The organism is Mesorhizobium intechi (genome assembly GCF_002879535.1).
Classification (GTDB): domain Bacteria; phylum Pseudomonadota; class Alphaproteobacteria; order Rhizobiales; family Rhizobiaceae; genus Mesorhizobium; species Mesorhizobium intechi.
In genome coordinates this window covers 16,279-32,188 of the sequence record NZ_PNOT02000045.1, presented here as the reverse complement: position 1 = coordinate 32,188, position 15,910 = coordinate 16,279, and the positions used below count along the sequence as shown (strand labels likewise).

General features: G+C 64.4%; 17 protein-coding genes and 1 pseudogene. 11 read left to right on the top strand and 7 right to left on the bottom strand.

The window, feature by feature from the left end; translation table 11 throughout:
• The 6 genes and pseudogenes from C1D09_RS33645 to C1D09_RS04045 all read left to right on the top strand — a co-directional run.
• Positions 1-92, top strand: a pseudogene (locus C1D09_RS33645) (3-oxoacyl-ACP reductase); the annotation flags it as partial.
• A gap of 32 nt (positions 93-124) precedes the next feature.
• Entirely contained in the window at positions 125-1,123 is a 999-nt protein-coding gene (gene araD1 / locus C1D09_RS04065) for an AraD1 family protein (RefSeq protein WP_143973109.1), read from the top strand.
• A 52-nt stretch (positions 1,124-1,175) separates the two neighbouring features.
• A complete protein-coding gene (locus tag C1D09_RS04060) occupies positions 1,176-2,201 on the top strand; it encodes an ABC transporter substrate-binding protein (RefSeq protein ID WP_143973108.1) in 1,026 nt (341 codons plus the stop codon).
• Positions 2,202-2,278: 77 nt separating this feature from the next.
• Positions 2,279-3,382 carry an ABC transporter ATP-binding protein gene (locus C1D09_RS04055; protein WP_143973107.1) on the top strand — a complete coding sequence of 368 codons (1,104 nt, stop codon included), beginning with the start codon at positions 2,279-2,281 and terminating at the stop codon, positions 3,380-3,382.
• On the top strand, positions 3,379-4,251 hold the full coding sequence (locus C1D09_RS04050) for an ABC transporter permease (RefSeq protein ID WP_143973106.1): 873 nt from the start codon (positions 3,379-3,381) through the stop codon (positions 4,249-4,251). The genes C1D09_RS04055 and C1D09_RS04050 overlap by 4 nt, the downstream gene beginning before the upstream one ends.
• Positions 4,248-5,048 (top strand): ABC transporter permease, encoded by an 801-nt coding sequence (locus C1D09_RS04045; RefSeq protein ID WP_143973105.1) that lies wholly within the window; start codon positions 4,248-4,250, stop codon positions 5,046-5,048. Before C1D09_RS04050 ends, C1D09_RS04045 begins: the two co-directional genes overlap by 4 nt.
• A gap of 25 nt (positions 5,049-5,073) precedes the next feature.
• Here C1D09_RS04045 and C1D09_RS04040 read toward each other — a convergent pair whose 3' ends face one another.
• From C1D09_RS04040 to C1D09_RS04010, 7 genes are all read right to left on the bottom strand, one after another.
• Entirely contained in the window at positions 5,074-6,477 is a 1,404-nt protein-coding gene (locus tag C1D09_RS04040; protein WP_143973104.1) for an FAD-binding oxidoreductase, read from the bottom strand.
• Between the two features lie 213 nt (positions 6,478-6,690).
• A complete protein-coding gene (locus C1D09_RS04035) occupies positions 6,691-7,950 on the bottom strand; it encodes an ABC transporter substrate-binding protein (protein ID WP_143973103.1) in 1,260 nt (419 codons plus the stop codon).
• Positions 7,951-7,998: 48 nt separating this feature from the next.
• Positions 7,999-8,430, bottom strand: coding sequence for a DUF4440 domain-containing protein (locus tag C1D09_RS04030; protein ID WP_143973102.1), 432 nt, complete (start codon positions 8,428-8,430; stop codon positions 7,999-8,001).
• Positions 8,427-9,482 carry an aldo/keto reductase gene (locus tag C1D09_RS04025; RefSeq protein ID WP_143973101.1) on the bottom strand — a complete coding sequence of 352 codons (1,056 nt, stop codon included), beginning with the start codon at positions 9,480-9,482 and terminating at the stop codon, positions 8,427-8,429. Before C1D09_RS04025 ends, C1D09_RS04030 begins: the two co-directional genes overlap by 4 nt.
• The gene (locus tag C1D09_RS04020) at positions 9,479-9,832 is read right to left on the bottom strand and encodes a TIGR04076 family protein (protein ID WP_143973100.1); all 354 of its coding nucleotides are present in this window, start codon (positions 9,830-9,832) and stop codon (positions 9,479-9,481) included. Before C1D09_RS04020 ends, C1D09_RS04025 begins: the two co-directional genes overlap by 4 nt.
• A gap of 1 nt (position 9,833) precedes the next feature.
• Positions 9,834-10,322, bottom strand: coding sequence for a DUF3830 family protein (locus C1D09_RS04015; protein ID WP_143973099.1), 489 nt, complete (start codon positions 10,320-10,322; stop codon positions 9,834-9,836).
• Positions 10,319-11,053 (bottom strand): GntR family transcriptional regulator, encoded by a 735-nt coding sequence (locus tag C1D09_RS04010; RefSeq protein ID WP_143973098.1) that lies wholly within the window; start codon positions 11,051-11,053, stop codon positions 10,319-10,321. Before C1D09_RS04010 ends, C1D09_RS04015 begins: the two co-directional genes overlap by 4 nt.
• 124 nt (positions 11,054-11,177) lie before the next feature.
• Between C1D09_RS04010 and C1D09_RS04005 the strand changes: the two genes are divergently transcribed.
• The 5 genes from C1D09_RS04005 to C1D09_RS03985 are packed head-to-tail and all read left to right on the top strand — an operon-like array spanning position 11,178 to position 15,910.
• Complete coding sequence (locus tag C1D09_RS04005; RefSeq protein ID WP_143973097.1) at positions 11,178-11,978, top strand: ABC transporter ATP-binding protein; 801 nt, start codon at positions 11,178-11,180, stop codon at positions 11,976-11,978.
• Positions 11,975-12,724, top strand: coding sequence for an ABC transporter ATP-binding protein (locus tag C1D09_RS04000; RefSeq protein WP_143973096.1), 750 nt, complete (start codon positions 11,975-11,977; stop codon positions 12,722-12,724). The genes C1D09_RS04005 and C1D09_RS04000 overlap by 4 nt, the downstream gene beginning before the upstream one ends.
• Entirely contained in the window at positions 12,721-13,629 is a 909-nt protein-coding gene (locus C1D09_RS03995) for a branched-chain amino acid ABC transporter permease (RefSeq protein ID WP_143973095.1), read from the top strand. Before C1D09_RS04000 ends, C1D09_RS03995 begins: the two co-directional genes overlap by 4 nt.
• Positions 13,626-14,609 carry a branched-chain amino acid ABC transporter permease gene (locus C1D09_RS03990; protein WP_167514481.1) on the top strand — a complete coding sequence of 328 codons (984 nt, stop codon included), beginning with the start codon at positions 13,626-13,628 and terminating at the stop codon, positions 14,607-14,609. The genes C1D09_RS03995 and C1D09_RS03990 overlap by 4 nt, the downstream gene beginning before the upstream one ends.
• Positions 14,606-15,910 (top strand): NAD(P)/FAD-dependent oxidoreductase, encoded by a 1,305-nt coding sequence (locus C1D09_RS03985; RefSeq protein WP_143973094.1) that lies wholly within the window; start codon positions 14,606-14,608, stop codon positions 15,908-15,910. The genes C1D09_RS03990 and C1D09_RS03985 overlap by 4 nt, the downstream gene beginning before the upstream one ends.

Here is a 15,910-nt window from a genome sequence, read left to right as displayed (position 1 = left end):
CCGATATCGCGCGCATGGCGCTGTTCCTCGCCGCCGACGACAGCCGCATGTGCACGAGCCAGCAGTTCATCGTCGATGCGGGCTGGGTGTGACCGATACGGCTCCAAGGGAAGAAGGGTATTTCATGCGTCTTGTTCAGTACAGAATGCCGGACGGCAGCAGGCGGGTCGGCCGCGTCTCCGGAGACGGCAATCACCTGCACCCGCTCGACAAGACCGGCAGCGTGCTGGAGCTCGCCGAAGCGGCGATCGCCGAGGGCACATCCATCGCGGCACTGGCCGAGACGCGGATGAGCACGGCTACGGTCGACTATGACGAGCTGTTGCGCGATGGCCGCGTGCTAGCCCCTGTCGACCATCCCGAGCCAGCGCGTTTCCTGGTCACCGGCACCGGCCTGACCCATACCGGAAGCGCCGCCGCGCGCAACCAGATGCATGTTCTGACCCATGGCGACGGTGCCGAGGAATCCGATTCCTTGAAAATCTTCCGCATGGGGCTGGAGGGAGGCAAGCCTGGCGCCGGCAAGATCGGCATCCAGCCCGAGTGGTTCTTCAAGGGCGTCGGCACCTGCGTTGTGCCGCCAGGCGCGCCGCTGCCGATGCCGGCTTTCGCGAAAGCCGGCGCAGAGGAAGCCGAGGTCGTCGGGCTTTATCTCAATGGGCCGGACGGCCATCCCTATCGCATCGGCTATGCGCTCGGAAACGAATATTCCGACCACGTGACAGAGGGCGAGAACTACCTGTACCTCGCGCATTCGAAGCTTCGCTCCTGTTCGATCGGGCCCGAGCTGCTGGTCGGCGACCTGCCCGAAGAAGTTCGGGGCCATTCCCGTATCCTGCGCGACGGCATTGTTATCTGGGAACAGGAGTTCCTGTCGGGCGAGGCGCACATGTCGCACTCGATCGCCAATCTCGAGCACTTCCATTTCCGCTACCCGATGCATCGAAGGGCGGGCGACCTGCACGCCTATTTCTTCGGCGCGGCGGTGATGAGTTACGCCTCCGGCATCAAGACGGCCCCCGGCGACGAGTATGAAATCCAGGCACAGGCATTCGGCAAGCCACTGCGCAACCGAATGGTGTCGGTGCCGGACGAGGGACTGGTCACCGTCACCCAACTGTGACGGCAGAGGCCCGCAAATTACGGTCCACCAGAACGACAATGGGAGATTATAAATGGGACTGAAGAAAGCGTTTCTAAAACTAGCGACAATCGGGCTCGGTATCGGCCTGATGACATCGGCGGCCCTGGCCGCGAACCTTCGGGTGTTGGCCTGGGACGGCTATGCCGATCCGGACTGGGTGAAGGATTTCACCGCGGCAACCGGCATCGGCGTCGATGTCGTCTTCATCGGCAGCGATGACGAGATCTGGGCCAAGATCAAGGGCAGCGAAGGCCAGGATTTCGACGTCTTCGCCGTCAACACCGCCCAGTTGCAGCGTTACATCAAAGCCGATCTGGTGTCGCCGATCGACATCACCAAGCTGCCTAACCAGAAGGAAGTACTGTCGCGCTTTCGCGATCTGTCCCAGGTCAGCGGCGACACCAAGGATGGCAAGGTGTACGGCATCCCGTTCTGCTTCGATTCCATCGGGCTGATCTACGACACCGACAAGGTCAAGCCGGCACCGACCTCGATGTCGGTGCTGTGGGACCCGGCCTACAAGGGTAAGGTCCTGGCCTACGACAATGGCGAGCACAATTTCTCGTTCACCGCGCTGACGCTCGGCTACAAGGATCCGTTCAATCTCAATGCGGAGCAGATGGCGGCGGTCAAGGCCAAGCTGGTCGAGCTCAAGCGCAATGTGCTGAGTTTCTACACCACCGCCGACGAGGCGCAGCAGATCTACCAGAACAATGACGTTGCCCTGATCTGGGCCAATTATGGCCAGCAGCAGGTCAAGGCACTGCAGAAGATCGGCGCCCATGTCGCTTACGTCAATCCGAGTGAAGGCGCTCTGGCCTGGCTCGACAATTGGGTGATCTCCAAGGGCGTGCGCGACAATGCGGCGGCTGAGAAATGGATCGACTTCATGCTGACGAAGAAGGTCAGCGGCGAACTTTCCGAGCGCACCGGTTTCGGCAACACCGTGGTCGAGTCGAGCAGCGCCGGCAGCAACGACAAGCTGGTCTGGCTGAACAATGTCGAGGACCCGCTGAAGCGGTCGGACATGTGGAACGAGATCAAGGCGACGCCCTGATCCTTTCCGCAGCCCGACCCAGAAGGACCCGGCGGTCCGGATGTTCCGGACCGCCGCAGCGTATGCGAGACTGTACCATGAACCAGAACCCCGACCTGCTGACGCTGCGGTCCGTCTCGAAATCCTACGGCACGGTTGCCGTTCTGCACGACATCGACCTGTCGATCCGGGATGGCGAGTTCCTGACCGTCCTTGGGCCGTCGGGCTCCGGCAAGACCACGGTCCTGCGGCTGATCGGCGGGCTGGAGCCGCTGACCACTGGCGACATCCGCCTCGACGGCCAGGACATCAGCCGCATGCCGATCAATAAGCGACCGTTCAACACCGTTTTCCAGGACTATGCGCTGTTCCCGCATATGACCGTTTCCGGCAATGTGGGCTATGGTCTCTCGGTGCGCCATGTCCAGCGCAAGGAGATTGCGCGCCGTGTCGCCGAAGCCCTTGAACTGGTGCAGCTCGGGCGTTTCGCCGACCGCTTTCCGGCACAGCTTTCCGGTGGCCAGCGCCAGCGCGTTGCGCTCGCCCGGGCGCTGATCTGCCGGCCGCGGCTGATCCTGCTTGACGAGCCGCTCGCCGCGCTCGACCTCGAACTGCGCCGGCAGATGCAGGAGTTCCTGAAATCCATCCAGCGCGAGATCAAGACCACCTTCCTTTTCGTCACGCATGACCAGGAAGAAGCGATCGGCATGGCCGACCGGATCTGCGTCATGCAGGCCGGCCACATCCGCCAGCTCGGCACGCCGCACGAGCTTTACTACAAGCCGAATTGCGAGTTCGTGGCGCGCTTCTTCGGCGAGAACAATCTGGTGGCGGGAAAGCTCGGGCCAGTCCAGGGCGAGCAGCGGCCGATCGAGACCGCACTTGGGCGCCTGATCTGCTCGATCACCGACCAGCCGCATCTGAAAGCCGCACCGGAGGGCGCGAGCGCCTTCGCGGCATTCCGGCCCGAGGCCTTGCATCTCGCGGACGCCACGGATGGCGACAACCGCTTTTCCGGCATCATTGCCGATCTGGCCTTTGCCGGCTCGTCGACCGTCGCCACGATTAAGGCAGGCGCGGACAATGCCGCGCAGCGGCTGCGGCTGCGAACCCCAAGCCGGATCGGCGGCAGCGCACTGAGATCCGGCGAGACGGTCGCGCTTTCGTTTGCGCCGCATGAAGGCCATCTGGTGCTGGCATGAGCGCGGTGGTCACGACACAGCTCGCGGAAAGGCGTTCGTCGCTGCTGGTGACCGTGCTGGCCTTCGCTGCGCCGGTGATCTTCGTCCTGGTGCCGCTGGCGATCTTCCTGGTCTACAGTTTCTTCAGTGTCGACCAGGGCACGATCGTCTACGCGCCGACGCTCGGCAACTATGTCAGGTTCTTCACGGACCCGATCTTCCTGCCGGTGTTCTGGAACACCATCGTGCTGTGCGTGTCGGTGGCCGTCATCTGCATCCTGCTGGCCTATCCCGCCGCTTATTTCCTGACGACGCTGAGAGGGCGGTGGCGCTATGCCTTGCTGATGCTGCTTCTGGTGCCGCTGCTGATGAGCTACGTCATCAAGATCTACGCGATCCGCAGCATCCTCGGCCTCAACGGCTTCCTCAACAAGGCGCTGGTGGCAATCGGCATCCTGCAGCAGCCGTCGACGCTTTTTGTGTTCAACATGAACGCCATCCTGTTGACGCTGAGCCTGCTTTTGATCCCCTTCGCGATCCTGCCGATCTTCCTGTCGCTGGAGCGGATACCGCAGACCTTGCTGCGTGCCTCCGACGATCTTGGCGCCAGCGGCTTGCAGACGTTCCTGCGCATCACCTTGCCGCTCAGCCTGCCCGGCGTCGCGTCGGCGGCGAGCTTCGTCTTCGTGCTGGCGATCGGCGATTTCCTGACACCGCAGATGGTCGGCGGAACCAGCGGCTTCACTTTCGGCCGCATCCTCTACAGCCAGTTCGGCACGGCCTATAACTGGCCGTTCGGCGCAGCACTGTCGGTAGCGCTGGCGATCGTGGTGATCTGCGCGATCCTCATCGGCGAACGGTTCGGGCGCAGCCGGGGGACGTCGGTATGAACGCCCTGCCCCGCCCCTCCACCATCTTCCTGGCCGCGATCACAACGTTGGTCGCGGTGCTGCTGTACAGCCCGCTATTCGTGCCGATCGTGTCGTCCTTCTTCACCATCTCGCACGGCGATGTCGACTGGTCGTCACCGACCCTCTCGACCTATCGGGCGCTGGCCGAAAACCACGACATCCTGACCGCCTTGCGTACCACGCTGATCGTCGGCCTGTGCACCGTCGTGCTCTCGGTGGTCAGCGGAACACTGCTGGCGCTCTATTATCACGGGCGCCGCTCGGGACGCTCGATCCTGCAGTTCATCATCTTCCTGCCGTTCCTGATGCCGCCGATCATCAGCGGCCTGGCGCTGCTGATCTTCTTCCGCGAGATCGGCCTCGAACGCTCGCTGCTGACGGTCGTTATCGGCCATACGGTCTTCGTGCTGGCGATCGTCTATCGCACCGTGCTGATGCGGCTGCAGTCGATGAGCCGCACGCTGGTCGAAGCGTCCTATGATCTAGGCGCCACCGGCTGGCAGACCTTCTGGCGCATCATCCTGCCGAACCTGTCGAGCGCCATGGTCGGCGCAGCAATCCTGGCGTTCGCGCTGTCGTTCGACGAAACCATGATCACCATCCTGGTCACCGGCACGCAAAGCACGTTGCCGGTCAGGCTGTGGGCCATGATGCGGCTTGGCTTCTCGCCCGACATCAATGCCCTGGTGGCACTGATCCTGATGTTCACCGTGCTGCTCTGCGTGCTCGCCGCGCGTTTCCTGATCCCAAGGCAGATGGCGACGGAACGGAGCTGAACGCCGGCTTACAAGGTGACCCTTGTCATCGCGGGACGGCAGTTGGATCGAGGTCGAAGACACGCCCCCGATTGAGGATGTTCTTCGGGTCGAGCGCCGTCTTCAGCCGCCGCATCGTGGCGATTTCGGCGTCGCTGCGCACCAGATGCAGCCACTGTTTCTTGTCGAGGCCGATGCCATGTTCGGCCGAAACGCCCCCTCCCGCCGCCGCCACGCCGCGATAGACGATGCCGTAGGCGGCCGCCGGATCCGCCGTCAGCATCTGGTAGTGCAGATTGCAGTCGCCTAGATGGCCGAAGATATAGATGTCGGCGCTGGGATCGACGGCACGGATGGCGGCGTCGGTTTCTTGCAGGAACGCGCCCATGCGCGCCAGCGGGATGCTGATGTCGACGCCGATCAGGCCTTTGATCGAAAACAAGACGCGATTGGCGTCCTCCCGCACGTCCCAGAGCGCCCGGAATTCACGCGGCGACTGCGAGACGACGACATCGTCGACCACGCCGTCCTCGACCGCCTGCATCAGGACCTCGGCGAAGCGCTCGCCGTCGCGCTCGGGCTCGCTGCCCTGGATTTCGGCCAGCACATAGACAGGTGAGCCCACAGGCAACGGCGCCGGCATGGCCATGCTGGCAGCCATAACATCATAGAGGGGCGCGAAATTCACCTCATAGGCGGACAATAACGGGCCGAGCCTTTGCCGCAGCAGCCCGAGCAGGGCGATCGCTGCATCGAGCGAAGCGAGCGCGCAGAAGGCGTTCACCTCGGAGGCCGGCTTCGGGTGCAGCCTTAGCGCGGCGCGGGTGACGACGCCGAGCGTCCCTTCCGCGCCGATGAAGAGCTGGCCGAGATCGTAGCCGGAATTGTCCTTGGGCAGGCCCTTGAGCGAGGAGAGCACGCTGCCATCGGCCAGCACGGCCTCCAGCCCAAGCACCTGCGCCCGGTACATGCCATAACGCAGCACGCGGATGCCGCCGGCATTGGTGGCGACGTTGCCGCCGACCGTCGCCGAGCCGCGAGCGCCGATATCGACACCAAACATCAGCCCGGCGCCGTCGGCCGCCTCCTGCACCGCCTGCAGCGTCGCGCCCGCTTCGGCGACGATGCTGGCGGCCTGAGTGTCCGGTGCGGCGAGGCCGCTCATGCGTTCCAGCGACAGCACGATCTCGCCGGGCTGGACGCGCGTGCCGCCAGCCAGCCCGGTGCGCCCGCCCTGGACGACGACCGGCTGGCCGACGGCGTTGCAGCCAGCAAGCGCCGCCGCGACCCCGATGGTATCACGTGGACGCAGCACGACTTCGGGCAGCACGCCAAGCTTGCCGTCGGGATCGTCGCGATAGCGCTGGTCGACGTCGGAGCCCGCAAGCACGCCGCCCGCGCCCAGCCGATCGCCAAGGGCGGAGAGAAGCCGTTGCGTTTCAGGTGACATCGGACTCAGGCGCCGACATGGCGAAGCGCGGTGCCTGCTTCCCGCGACCGGATGGGCCGATGAGTATTTCCGTCCGACACGCTCCCCATCCTTCAATTGCAGCCGACCGATCCTATTCGGGATCGCCTGTCGTGCAAGCGATATCGCCTGGCCTGGGCGACACCGGCATCAATCGTGGCAAGACGCGATTGATGCCGACGCCAGTGTGTCCGTTTACTGAAGCTTGGCCTGCAGCGCGTTGACATCGTCGGTGGTCATTTCGCCATCGGTGGTCACCTTGCCGTCGATGATCTTCCACAGCCGGAACGGGCCGGTGATGTCGCCGAACTTGTCGAAGGCGACCGGGCCGATGACGCCTTCGTAGCGGATCGGCTTGCCCTCCTTGATCAGGCCGAGCGCCTTGGCGAACTCCTCCTTGCCGGCGAAGATCGGCGTGCCGGCCGGATCGACCGCCTTGTACATGGCGTCCTTGATCCTGGCCGGATCCTCCGAGCCGGCAATGGCGATAGCCAACCCGACGATGGCGCCGGCGTCATAGGAACGATCGGCCGCCGGGTTGGAGGGTTCGATGCCGGAGAATGCCTTGTAATTCTTGGTGAAGTACTCGGTCGATGCGGTCGGGCTGGTTCCCGACGACGTGCCGTAAGCATCCTTCAGATAGTCGGCGCCAACCGATTCAATGAAATCGGGGCTGTTCATGCCGTCATTGAGCAGGAATTTCTGCACGCCGCCTTGCGAAATCCAGGTGCGGGCGACGGTGGCGCCGTCGACCGGAGTGCTGACCAGATAGAGGCCGTCGGGCTCGCCGGCCATCGCCGCCGTGACTTCCGAGGCATAGCTCGACTGCTTCTCGTTGTAGGGCGTGTCGGAGACGATGGTGCCGCCGAGCGCTTTGTAGGCGCGCGAAAATTCGGCCACCATGTTGACGCCGAAATCGTTGTTGACGTGGATGATCGACAGTTTCTTGAAGCCCTTGTCGATGGCGTATTTGGCGGCAGCCACGCCTTGCAGCGCATCGGACGTGATGGTGCGGAAGAAGATGCCGTTGGTCTTGCCGTCGCGGCCAAGCGCGGTCAGCGTCGGCGAGGACGACGCCGGCGAGACCTGGACGATCTTGGCAGGTGCTGTGACAGAGGTCAGGATCGGGATCGACACCGACGAGATGATGCCGCCGATGATGACCGGCACCTTCTTGACCTGGACCAGTTGGGTCGCGGCGTCGACGGCGATGTTGCCCTGGCTCTGGCTGTCGCGCGTATCGGTCACCAGATCGCAGCCGCGCACGCCGCCGGCTTCGTTGATGTCGCGAAAAGCCATTTCCACCGACTTGGCGCCGGCCTGGCCGTATTCGCCGGCCGGACCGGTCAATTCCATGACGAGGCCGACGGTGATCTTGCAGTCGGCGGCCTGCGCGGCGCTCGCCATCGTGACGAGAGCAAGCGTCGTGGTAAGTTGGAGTATCATCTTTCTCATTGTTGTTCCCCTTTCGTTACTCGACCCTAATCCATCTCTGGAGCCTGTTCAGCGTTCCGGCACCTGCAGCCAGGTTTCATGCAGATGTCGCCATTCGACGCCGTTGGGCGCCGATGAACTGGTGGCGAAGACTGCGCTCGACTGACGGCGGCTGTGCTTGCCGCCGCGCAACTGCGCCTCGATGTAAAGCACGACGATGGAGTCCTCGGTTTGCCAACCGGGCCTGATGTCCTCGATCGAAATGGCAAACCCGTCGTCGCACGTGGCGCGGCTTGAGCGGACATGATCAATCACAGCGTCACGGTCGAGGATCTGGCCGCTCGGCGCGATCATGGTCAAGCCATCTCCCATGACGCGTTCGAAGCGCGTGAAGTCCACGGTGTCGGCGCGCGCGGCGACGAACCAGTCGACGAAGAAGCGATGCAGGCCGACGACCTCGGCACTGGCTCTGGAAAACAACCCCGTGCCTGTGGCGCTCATGTGCGGCCTGCATTCAAATTGTAGTGCATGATCGAGCCGTGGCGGCCATGCCGGTCGCGCTCCAGAGTGTAGACGTCGCCCTGGGGACCTTGGCTTTGCGCGATCACGGCCGCGATCTTCGCATGGTCATCGGCGTCGAGCGCGACGTCCATGATGTCGGCATTGGCCAGCGCATGCGACTGGTTGCGGGCGCCGACGATGACGGCGGCGACTCGCGGCTGTTCCAGCACCCAGGCGCTGGCGATGGTGGCGATGTCGACGCCGTGGCGGTCGCCGACGGCCTTCAATGCCTGGAGCAACTGCTGGAACAGGTCCCAGCCGCCGAAATCGTCGATGATCAGCTTGTATTTGACCAGCGAGCGGTTCTCGAGCGGCGTGGTGGGTTCGGCGACCCCAAGCCATTTGTCGCTGAGGAAGCCGCCGGCTACCGAACCATAGCAGAGGAAGCTGACGCCGTTTTTCGCGGCAAGCGCTGCGAGGTTGTGTGCCGGCCGCTGATCGAGCACAGAATATTGCAGTTGCTGGCTGACCAGCGGAATGCCGGCAGCGAGGATTTCGGCGAGCCGCGGCGTGTCGAAATTGGTGGTGCCGAGATTGCGCACCTTGCCCTCGCGCCGAAGCTCGTCGAGCCAGCCCATCGCCTCGACATAGCGAGGCTGGTCATAGTCCCACCAGTGGAACTGCACGAGATCGAGCCGCTCGGTCTTCAGCCTGCGCAGCGACTGCTCGACGATGCCCCTGATGTAGTCGCGGCTGATGCTGGCGAGCCGTTCGAGGTCGGGCACCAGCTTTGTGTGCACTTTCATTTTCACGGCAACGTCGAGGCCACGTTCGCTGGCCAGGCGCAGGCGCGCGGCGCCGATCAGTTCCTCGACGCCTGTGTAGATGTCGGCGCAATCATAGGTCCAGATGCCGGCATCGAAAGTTGCGATCAGGTCGGTCACCGCCTGGTTGCGGTCGATGGTGCCATGGCCGCCGGCAAGCTGCCAGCCCCCGCGAATGACGCGCGAAATGGTGTAGCCGGGGCTGAGTTCGAAAGTCTTGGCGGTCATCCCTTGTCATTCTCCTTCGGCAGAGGCACGGCCGTGGTCTCGCCATGGCTGAACCGCCGTTTGCCGGTCCTGATGATCCTGAGCCGGCTGGCGCAATTGGGATCGGGACAGGCGATCTCGGCGTCCGATGTCATCCAGTCATTGGCGTCGGTCGGCCGCTGCTTTGCCGCCAGCAGCGGCAACACGGCGGCGAGCGAGTAGATCGAAAAGCCCTGCCCCGCCGGCATCGACAGCATCTCGCCCTTGAGTTCGAAATAGTCGCCGGTCTTGGCGCCGCAATAAATCGGCTTGCCCTCGGGGATGACCGCCTCGACGCGAAGGTCGAAGAGCTCGAAACTGTCGTCGGCCATGTCAGGCCTCCACCAGGCTGAGTGTGACGTCGCAGGCGCCGTTGCGGCGGATGACCCCACATGAGGCGGCGAACTGGTCGCGCTCGTCAGCGCGAACCTGCGCCACCACGCTGCCGGCCAGCCAGCCGATCGGGAACAGAAGCCGTGCACCCTGTCCGTAGTAGAGGCCGATGTCGAAAATGGCATTGGGGTTGCCGCCCCACATGCGCGGCGGCACGTAGGAAAGCACGATGTCGCCGGGCTGTGGCGTCAGCGTCGCGTTCTCCGCCGGCAAGGGCGTGGCATAACCCTGGCCATCGAGATCAGCTGGTGGGATCGGGCACGAGATTTCCGGTCCCGTCCACATCGCATGGATACCGGGAACGACACGTGGCGCGGCGAGGTATGCCTGGAGAAAGGCAGCGTTTTGCGGCGCCTTTTCGGGCAGCAGCAGCGCCGTCACGGAAAGCTTCGAGCGCGGTTCGGTGATCCTGATGGCCGGCTTGTTCATGTCTGGTCTTTCGCGGCGGCGGATTGAAGCTTGTCGCGCAGGAAGGCGAAAGGCCGGCTGATATCGGCCACCAGCGCCTCGCGCGCCGCTTGCGCATCCTGCTTGGCGAGCGCGGCGACGATGCGGCGGTGATAGTGCGCGGTGTCGACCTCACCGGCGTCGGAAAAGGCGTAGATGGCAACGCGGATGCAGGGACCCGATTGCAGCCACAGGCTTTCGATCATCGGGATCAGCACGGCCGAGCCGCAGCAACGGTAGATCTCGAAATGGAAGCTCTGGTTGAGCGTCGCTTCGCGGTCGATATCCTTCTTGTGCTTCAGGGCCCGCATCTCGTCCCACTCGCCGAGCATGGCTTCAATCGAAGCGATCTGGCGCGGGTTCATGCGCGTGGCGGCAAGCGCGATCGCCTCGCCTTCGATGAGTGAACGGGCGCGCAGAAGGTCATCGATGCGCTCCAGCGTGATCGGTGGCACGCGCACCGAGCGGTTGGGCAGCGCCTCGAGCGCCTTTTCCGTGATCAGCCGGCCGAGCGCTTCGCGCACCGGCATGGTCGAGGTGACCAGCGCATCGGCAAGGCCGCGGATGGTCAGCACCTGGTTCGGCTCGAACAGGCCGCCGATCAAAGCGCGGCGCAATTCAGAATAGACGCGATCCTGCACGGTCTCGCGGCCGACCGGCGTAAGCTGGGCTGCGATTGTTTCGTTGGTTCGCTCGATGGCAGCCTTATGCATTCCCGGCTTTTGCCCCGTTTTCGGCTTGCGGATGAAATTAAAGCCGAATAGCGTGATCAAAGCAAGTGTGATCACAAATCAAAAATCGGGAGACGGCGATAATCGTCTTCAGCCAGAGGGTTTGATGAGCGAGGCGACCGAACGGCAGGGGAAGGATACCCGTGCGCCGGTTCTGACGGCGAGGCATGTCGTCAGGCGGTTCGGCGGCCTTGTCGCCGTCAACGATGTCTCCTTTGACGTCAAAGCTGGCGAAATCCTTGGCCTCATCGGACCCAACGGTGCCGGCAAGACGACCATGTTCGACCTGCTGGCCGGCAGTATTCTGCCTTCCAGCGGCGACATCCTTATCAACGGCGCGAGCGTCTCCGGCGAAGCCGCGCATCTGCGCATCGGCCGTGGCCTTGGCCGCACCTTCCAGATCCCGCGGCCGCTGCCCAATCTGACGCTGATCGAAAACATCATGCTGGCGGCACAGGACCAGGCCGGCGAAAGGCTGCTGGCCAACTTCGTCACGCCATGGCGGGTTGCGGCACAGGAAAAAGCGGCCAGGGCAAAGGCGCTCGACCTGTTGGAACTGGTGACCCTGACGCATCTGGCGCATGAGCCGGCGCGCGTTCTGTCCGGCGGCCAGCGCAAGCTGCTCGAACTTGCCCGTGTCATGATGGCCGACCCGGCGATCATCCTGCTCGACGAGCCGGCGGCCGGCGTCAACGCAACGCTGCTCGAAGTCATCATCGACCGCATCCGCGACATCAATGCGCGCGGCATCACCTTCCTGCTGATCGAACACAATATCGACATGGTGACGCGGCTCTGCCACCGCGTCCTGGTGATGGCGAGCGGCCAACTGTTGAGTGAAGGCACTGCGGATGAGGTCGCCCGCGACCCGCGCGTCATCGAAGCCTATCTCGGAGGCACGGCATGAGCGAGACCGTGCTCGATGTCCGCGATCTCGAAGCCGGCTATGAGCCTGGCGTGCCGATCGTGCGCGGCGCCTCGATCACTGTCCGAAAGGGCGAGATCGTCGTCGTCCTCGGCCCCAACGGCGCCGGCAAATCCAGCTTCATCAAGGCGATCGCCGGCCTCGTCCCGATCACCGGCGGCACCGTGTTTCTGGACGGCAAGGACATCACCGCCGCGCCCGCCCATACCATGATGCGGCTTGGCCTGGCCTTCGTGCCGCAGACCGAGAATATCTTTCCGCTGATGTCGGTCGAGGACAATCTGAAAGTCGCCTGCGGCGTTCTCGAACGGCGCGAGATTCCTTCCCGGCTGGAGGAAATGTATGCCGCCTTTCCCGACCTGGTGCGGCAGCGCCGTGCCGCCGCCGGCAATCTGTCGGGCGGACAGCGGCAGATGCTCGCGGTCGCCCGCGCCCTGATCGTCCATCCAAAGGTGCTGGTGCTCGACGAACCGTCGGCCGGCCTGTCGCCGAAATTCGTTTCGATGGTGTTCGAGATGCTGGCCGGCATCCGCAAGTCCGGCGTCACCATCCTCCTGGTCGAACAAAATGCCAAGGCAGCACTGGCCATCGGCGACCGCGCCTATGTGCTGGTCGAGGGCAAGGACCGGCACGAGGGCACCGCTTCCGAGCTGTGGAACGACCCGGTCGTCGCCGAACTCTATCTCGGCCAACGTCCTTCTGGCGCCAGCAAGGGAGGCGCGGCATGAGCCTGCAATTTGTCGTCGACGGATTGCTGACCGGCTCGATGATCGGCCTCGGCGCCATCGGCGTGACGCTGACCTATTCGATCCTGCGCTTCTCCAATTTTGCTCACGGCGACTTCATGGCGTGGGGCACCTATGCGACGCTCGCCGTCGTCAGCGCCATTGGCGCCACCTTTGGCAAGATCGCACCCATCGCGCCGCTGTCCTTCGGCTGGCCGCTCCTGGTTGCCCTGGTCGTCGGCATGGCCTTCACCGCCTTGCTGGCGCTGCTGCTTGACAAGGTGCTGTTTTCGCGGCTGCGCTCGCAGGGCCAAGCCATCATCGTGGTGATGGCGAGCTTCGGTGCCTCGATGGCGCTGAGGAGCCTGCTCGAATTCACCTTCACCTCGCGGCCGACCTATTTCAGCCGGGCGATCCAGATCGCCATGCCCGTCGGCTTCGGCATCCGCATCACGCCCGATCAGATCGCGCTCTTGCTTTTGACCGCCGTGCTGGTGCTCGGTGTGCATCTTCTGATGACGCGCACGCAGACCGGCCGCGCCATGCAGGCACTGAGCCAGAACGCGGCGCTGGCCCGCATCGTCGGCATCGACGTCGCCAGCGTCGTGCGCGTCACCTGGGTCATCGGCGGCGCGCTTGCCTGCGTCGCCGGCGTGATGATCGGCATCCTGGTGCAGATCCGTCCGTTCATGGGCTTCGACATGCTGTTGCCGATGTTCGCGGCCGCCATCCTGGGTGGCATCGGCAGCATACCGGGCGCGGTGCTCGGCGGCCTGATCATCGGGCTCGCCGAAGCCGGCGCGGTGCAACTGATCGGCGCCGAATGGCGCGCCGCCGTCTCCTTCATTATCCTGATGGCGGTGTTGTTCGTACGGCCGATCGGCCTTTTCGGAGTTCGGGAACGATGATCGATCTCATCGGCTACGGCGCCTTCTTCCTGACCACCGCGCTGATCTTTTCGCTGGTCACGCTGGGGCTCAATCTGCAGTGGGGCCTGACCGGCCTGTTCAATGTCGGCCTCGCCGGCTTCGTCGCCATCGGCGCCTACACTTCGGCCTTGCTGACCACACCCGAAGATGCCGCGCGGTTGGGCGGCTTCGGGCTGCCGATCCTTGTCGGCTGGCTTGGCGCCATGGTCGTCGGCGGCATTGCCGCCGCCCTGACCGGCATGGCGACACTGCGGCTCAGGTCCGACTATCTGGCGATCACCACTTTCGGCGTCGCCGTCGTCGTGCAACTGGTCGCGCTCAATGCGCAGAAGCTGACGGGCGGTCCGTTCGGCATCGGTTTCATCCCGCGTCCGTTCGGCGGCCTCGCCGAGACGCCGCTGCTGTTCAACCTGTCCAACCTCGCCGTCGTCTGCGCGGTCACGCTGATCGCCTATCTCGCCCTGGAGCATCTGTCGCGCAGCCCCTGGGGACGCGTGCTGAAGGCCTTGCGCGAGGATGAGCGGGCGGCGATCTCGCTGGGCAAGAGCGCGCGCTTCTACCGCGTCCAGGCCTTTGCCGTCGGCGGCGCGATCATGGCGCTGGCCGGCGCACTGCAAGCGCATTTCACCGGCTTTATCGCGCCGGACAACTATTTGCCGATCCTGACCTTTCAGGTTTGGGTGATGCTGATCGTCGGTGGATCCGGCAGCAATCCCGGCGCTGTGATCGGCAGCATTCTGGTCTGGGGAATCTGGGCCGGATCTGGAACGCTGACCAGCGTTCTTTTTGCGCCCGAGCAGCAGGCGCGTGCGGCCTCGCTGCAGATCGTCGCCATCGGCGTGATGCTCTGCGTCATCCTGCTGATCCGGCCGAACGGGCTGTTCGGCGACGGGCCGCGTCGCCCGCGCCTGGACAAGCGGGCGAAGGTGGCTGCCGGCGAAAGCGGCTCCGGTTCATGAATGCCCTGGTTCGACGCGAGACGCACGGCGCCTCACTCTGGCACGCCGTCAGCCGAAATCGCCGGGAATGGCCGGCGCTGCAAGGCGAACTGGATGTCGATCTGGCCATCGTCGGCGGTGGATTTTCCGGCCTGTCGACCGCGCTGCACGCCGCCGAACAAGGCCTCTCGGTCGCCGTCCTAGAAGCTGAAATCATCGCCTGGGGCGCGACTGGCCGGAATGCCGGTTTCGTCGTGCCGAATTTCGCCAGGATGGACCCGGACAGCATTGTTGCGCATCTCGGCCCTGAGCGCGGCGAACGCCTGATCGACTTTGCCGCCGGCAGTGCGGACCTCGTCTTCGGCCTGATCAAACGACACGGCGTCGACTGCGACGCGGTGCAGAACGGATGGATCCAACCGGCGCATTCACCCGCCGCCTTCGAGAGGGTCAAGTCGCGCGCCAGCCAATGGGCACGGCGCGACCGGCCGGCGGTAACGTTGGATCGTCAGGACGTCGAGGCGCTGACGGGCGCACGGGGCTATGTCGGCGGCTGGATGGACCGCTCGGGTGGCGTGCTCAATCCGGTCGCCTATGCGAACGGACTGGCCGATGCGGCGCAGAAGGCTGGCGCCAAGGTCTTCGAGCGCACGCCGGTCAGTTCGGTCGATCGCATGGCCGATGGCTGGTCGCTGAAAACGCCATCGGGCTCGGTGCGTGCCGGTAAGGTGATGATCGCCACCAACGCCTATGGCGGGTCGCTCAATCCGCTGCTGCAACGAAGCTATTTTCCGTTGAAGATTTTCCAGATCGCGACAGAGCCTTTGCCGCGCGAGGTACGGGCGCGTCTGCTTCCTGGCGGGCAAGGCGTCGGCGACACCAGGCGCAATCTCTTCACCTTCCGCTTCGACGCCGACAACCGGCTGATCAGCGGCGGCATGCATATTCTGAGCGCCGGGGCCGACACACGTGTGCCGCAGGCAATCTGGCGGCGGCTGGCCAGGCATCTCGACCTGCCGGACCTGCCGCCGCTTGCCCGTGGCTGGTCGGGAATGGCCGCGGTCGAACCGGATTTCCTGCCGCACCTCCTGGATCTCGGGCCAGGGCTGATCGCCGGCCGCGCCTGCAACGGTCGCGGCATCGCCATGACGACGGCGATGGGCAAGGTGTTGGCCGACTGGGCCGCCCGAACCGATGCCCGTGATTTGCCGCTGCCATTCGCGCCGCCGGCGCCCATCCCCTTCCATGCGCTGCTGCGGCATGCGCCCAACGCGCTGCTTGGCTGGAGTATGCTGCGCGACCGGTTGGACGAGACGGCATAG

What these genes read in the sequence shown, in the direction of transcription:
- C1D09_RS04025 (WP_143973101.1), bottom strand. Translation starts at nt 9,482, where the DNA reads ATGACCGCCAAGACTTTCGAACTCAGCCCCGGCTACACCATTTCGCGC.
- C1D09_RS04035 (WP_143973103.1), bottom strand. Translation starts at nt 7,950, where the DNA reads ATGAGAAAGATGATACTCCAACTTACCACGACGCTTGCTCTCGTCACG.
- C1D09_RS04045 (WP_143973105.1), top strand. Translation starts at nt 4,248, where the DNA reads ATGAACGCCCTGCCCCGCCCCTCCACCATCTTCCTGGCCGCGATCACA.
- C1D09_RS04050 (WP_143973106.1), top strand. Translation starts at nt 3,379, where the DNA reads ATGAGCGCGGTGGTCACGACACAGCTCGCGGAAAGGCGTTCGTCGCTG.
- C1D09_RS03995 (WP_143973095.1), top strand. Translation starts at nt 12,721, where the DNA reads ATGAGCCTGCAATTTGTCGTCGACGGATTGCTGACCGGCTCGATGATC.
- C1D09_RS04040 (WP_143973104.1), bottom strand. Translation starts at nt 6,477, where the DNA reads ATGTCACCTGAAACGCAACGGCTTCTCTCCGCCCTTGGCGATCGGCTG.
- C1D09_RS04000 (WP_143973096.1), top strand. Translation starts at nt 11,975, where the DNA reads ATGAGCGAGACCGTGCTCGATGTCCGCGATCTCGAAGCCGGCTATGAG.
- C1D09_RS03985 (WP_143973094.1), top strand. Translation starts at nt 14,606, where the DNA reads ATGAATGCCCTGGTTCGACGCGAGACGCACGGCGCCTCACTCTGGCAC.
- C1D09_RS04010 (WP_143973098.1), bottom strand. Translation starts at nt 11,053, where the DNA reads ATGCATAAGGCTGCCATCGAGCGAACCAACGAAACAATCGCAGCCCAG.
- C1D09_RS04020 (WP_143973100.1), bottom strand. Translation starts at nt 9,832, where the DNA reads ATGGCCGACGACAGTTTCGAGCTCTTCGACCTTCGCGTCGAGGCGGTC.
- C1D09_RS04055 (WP_143973107.1), top strand. Translation starts at nt 2,279, where the DNA reads ATGAACCAGAACCCCGACCTGCTGACGCTGCGGTCCGTCTCGAAATCC.
- C1D09_RS03990 (WP_167514481.1), top strand. Translation starts at nt 13,626, where the DNA reads ATGATCGATCTCATCGGCTACGGCGCCTTCTTCCTGACCACCGCGCTG.
- C1D09_RS04015 (WP_143973099.1), bottom strand. Translation starts at nt 10,322, where the DNA reads ATGAACAAGCCGGCCATCAGGATCACCGAACCGCGCTCGAAGCTTTCC.
- araD1 (WP_143973109.1), top strand. Translation starts at nt 125, where the DNA reads ATGCGTCTTGTTCAGTACAGAATGCCGGACGGCAGCAGGCGGGTCGGC.
- C1D09_RS04005 (WP_143973097.1), top strand. Translation starts at nt 11,178, where the DNA reads ATGAGCGAGGCGACCGAACGGCAGGGGAAGGATACCCGTGCGCCGGTT.
- C1D09_RS04030 (WP_143973102.1), bottom strand. Translation starts at nt 8,430, where the DNA reads ATGAGCGCCACAGGCACGGGGTTGTTTTCCAGAGCCAGTGCCGAGGTC.
- C1D09_RS04060 (WP_143973108.1), top strand. Translation starts at nt 1,176, where the DNA reads ATGGGACTGAAGAAAGCGTTTCTAAAACTAGCGACAATCGGGCTCGGT.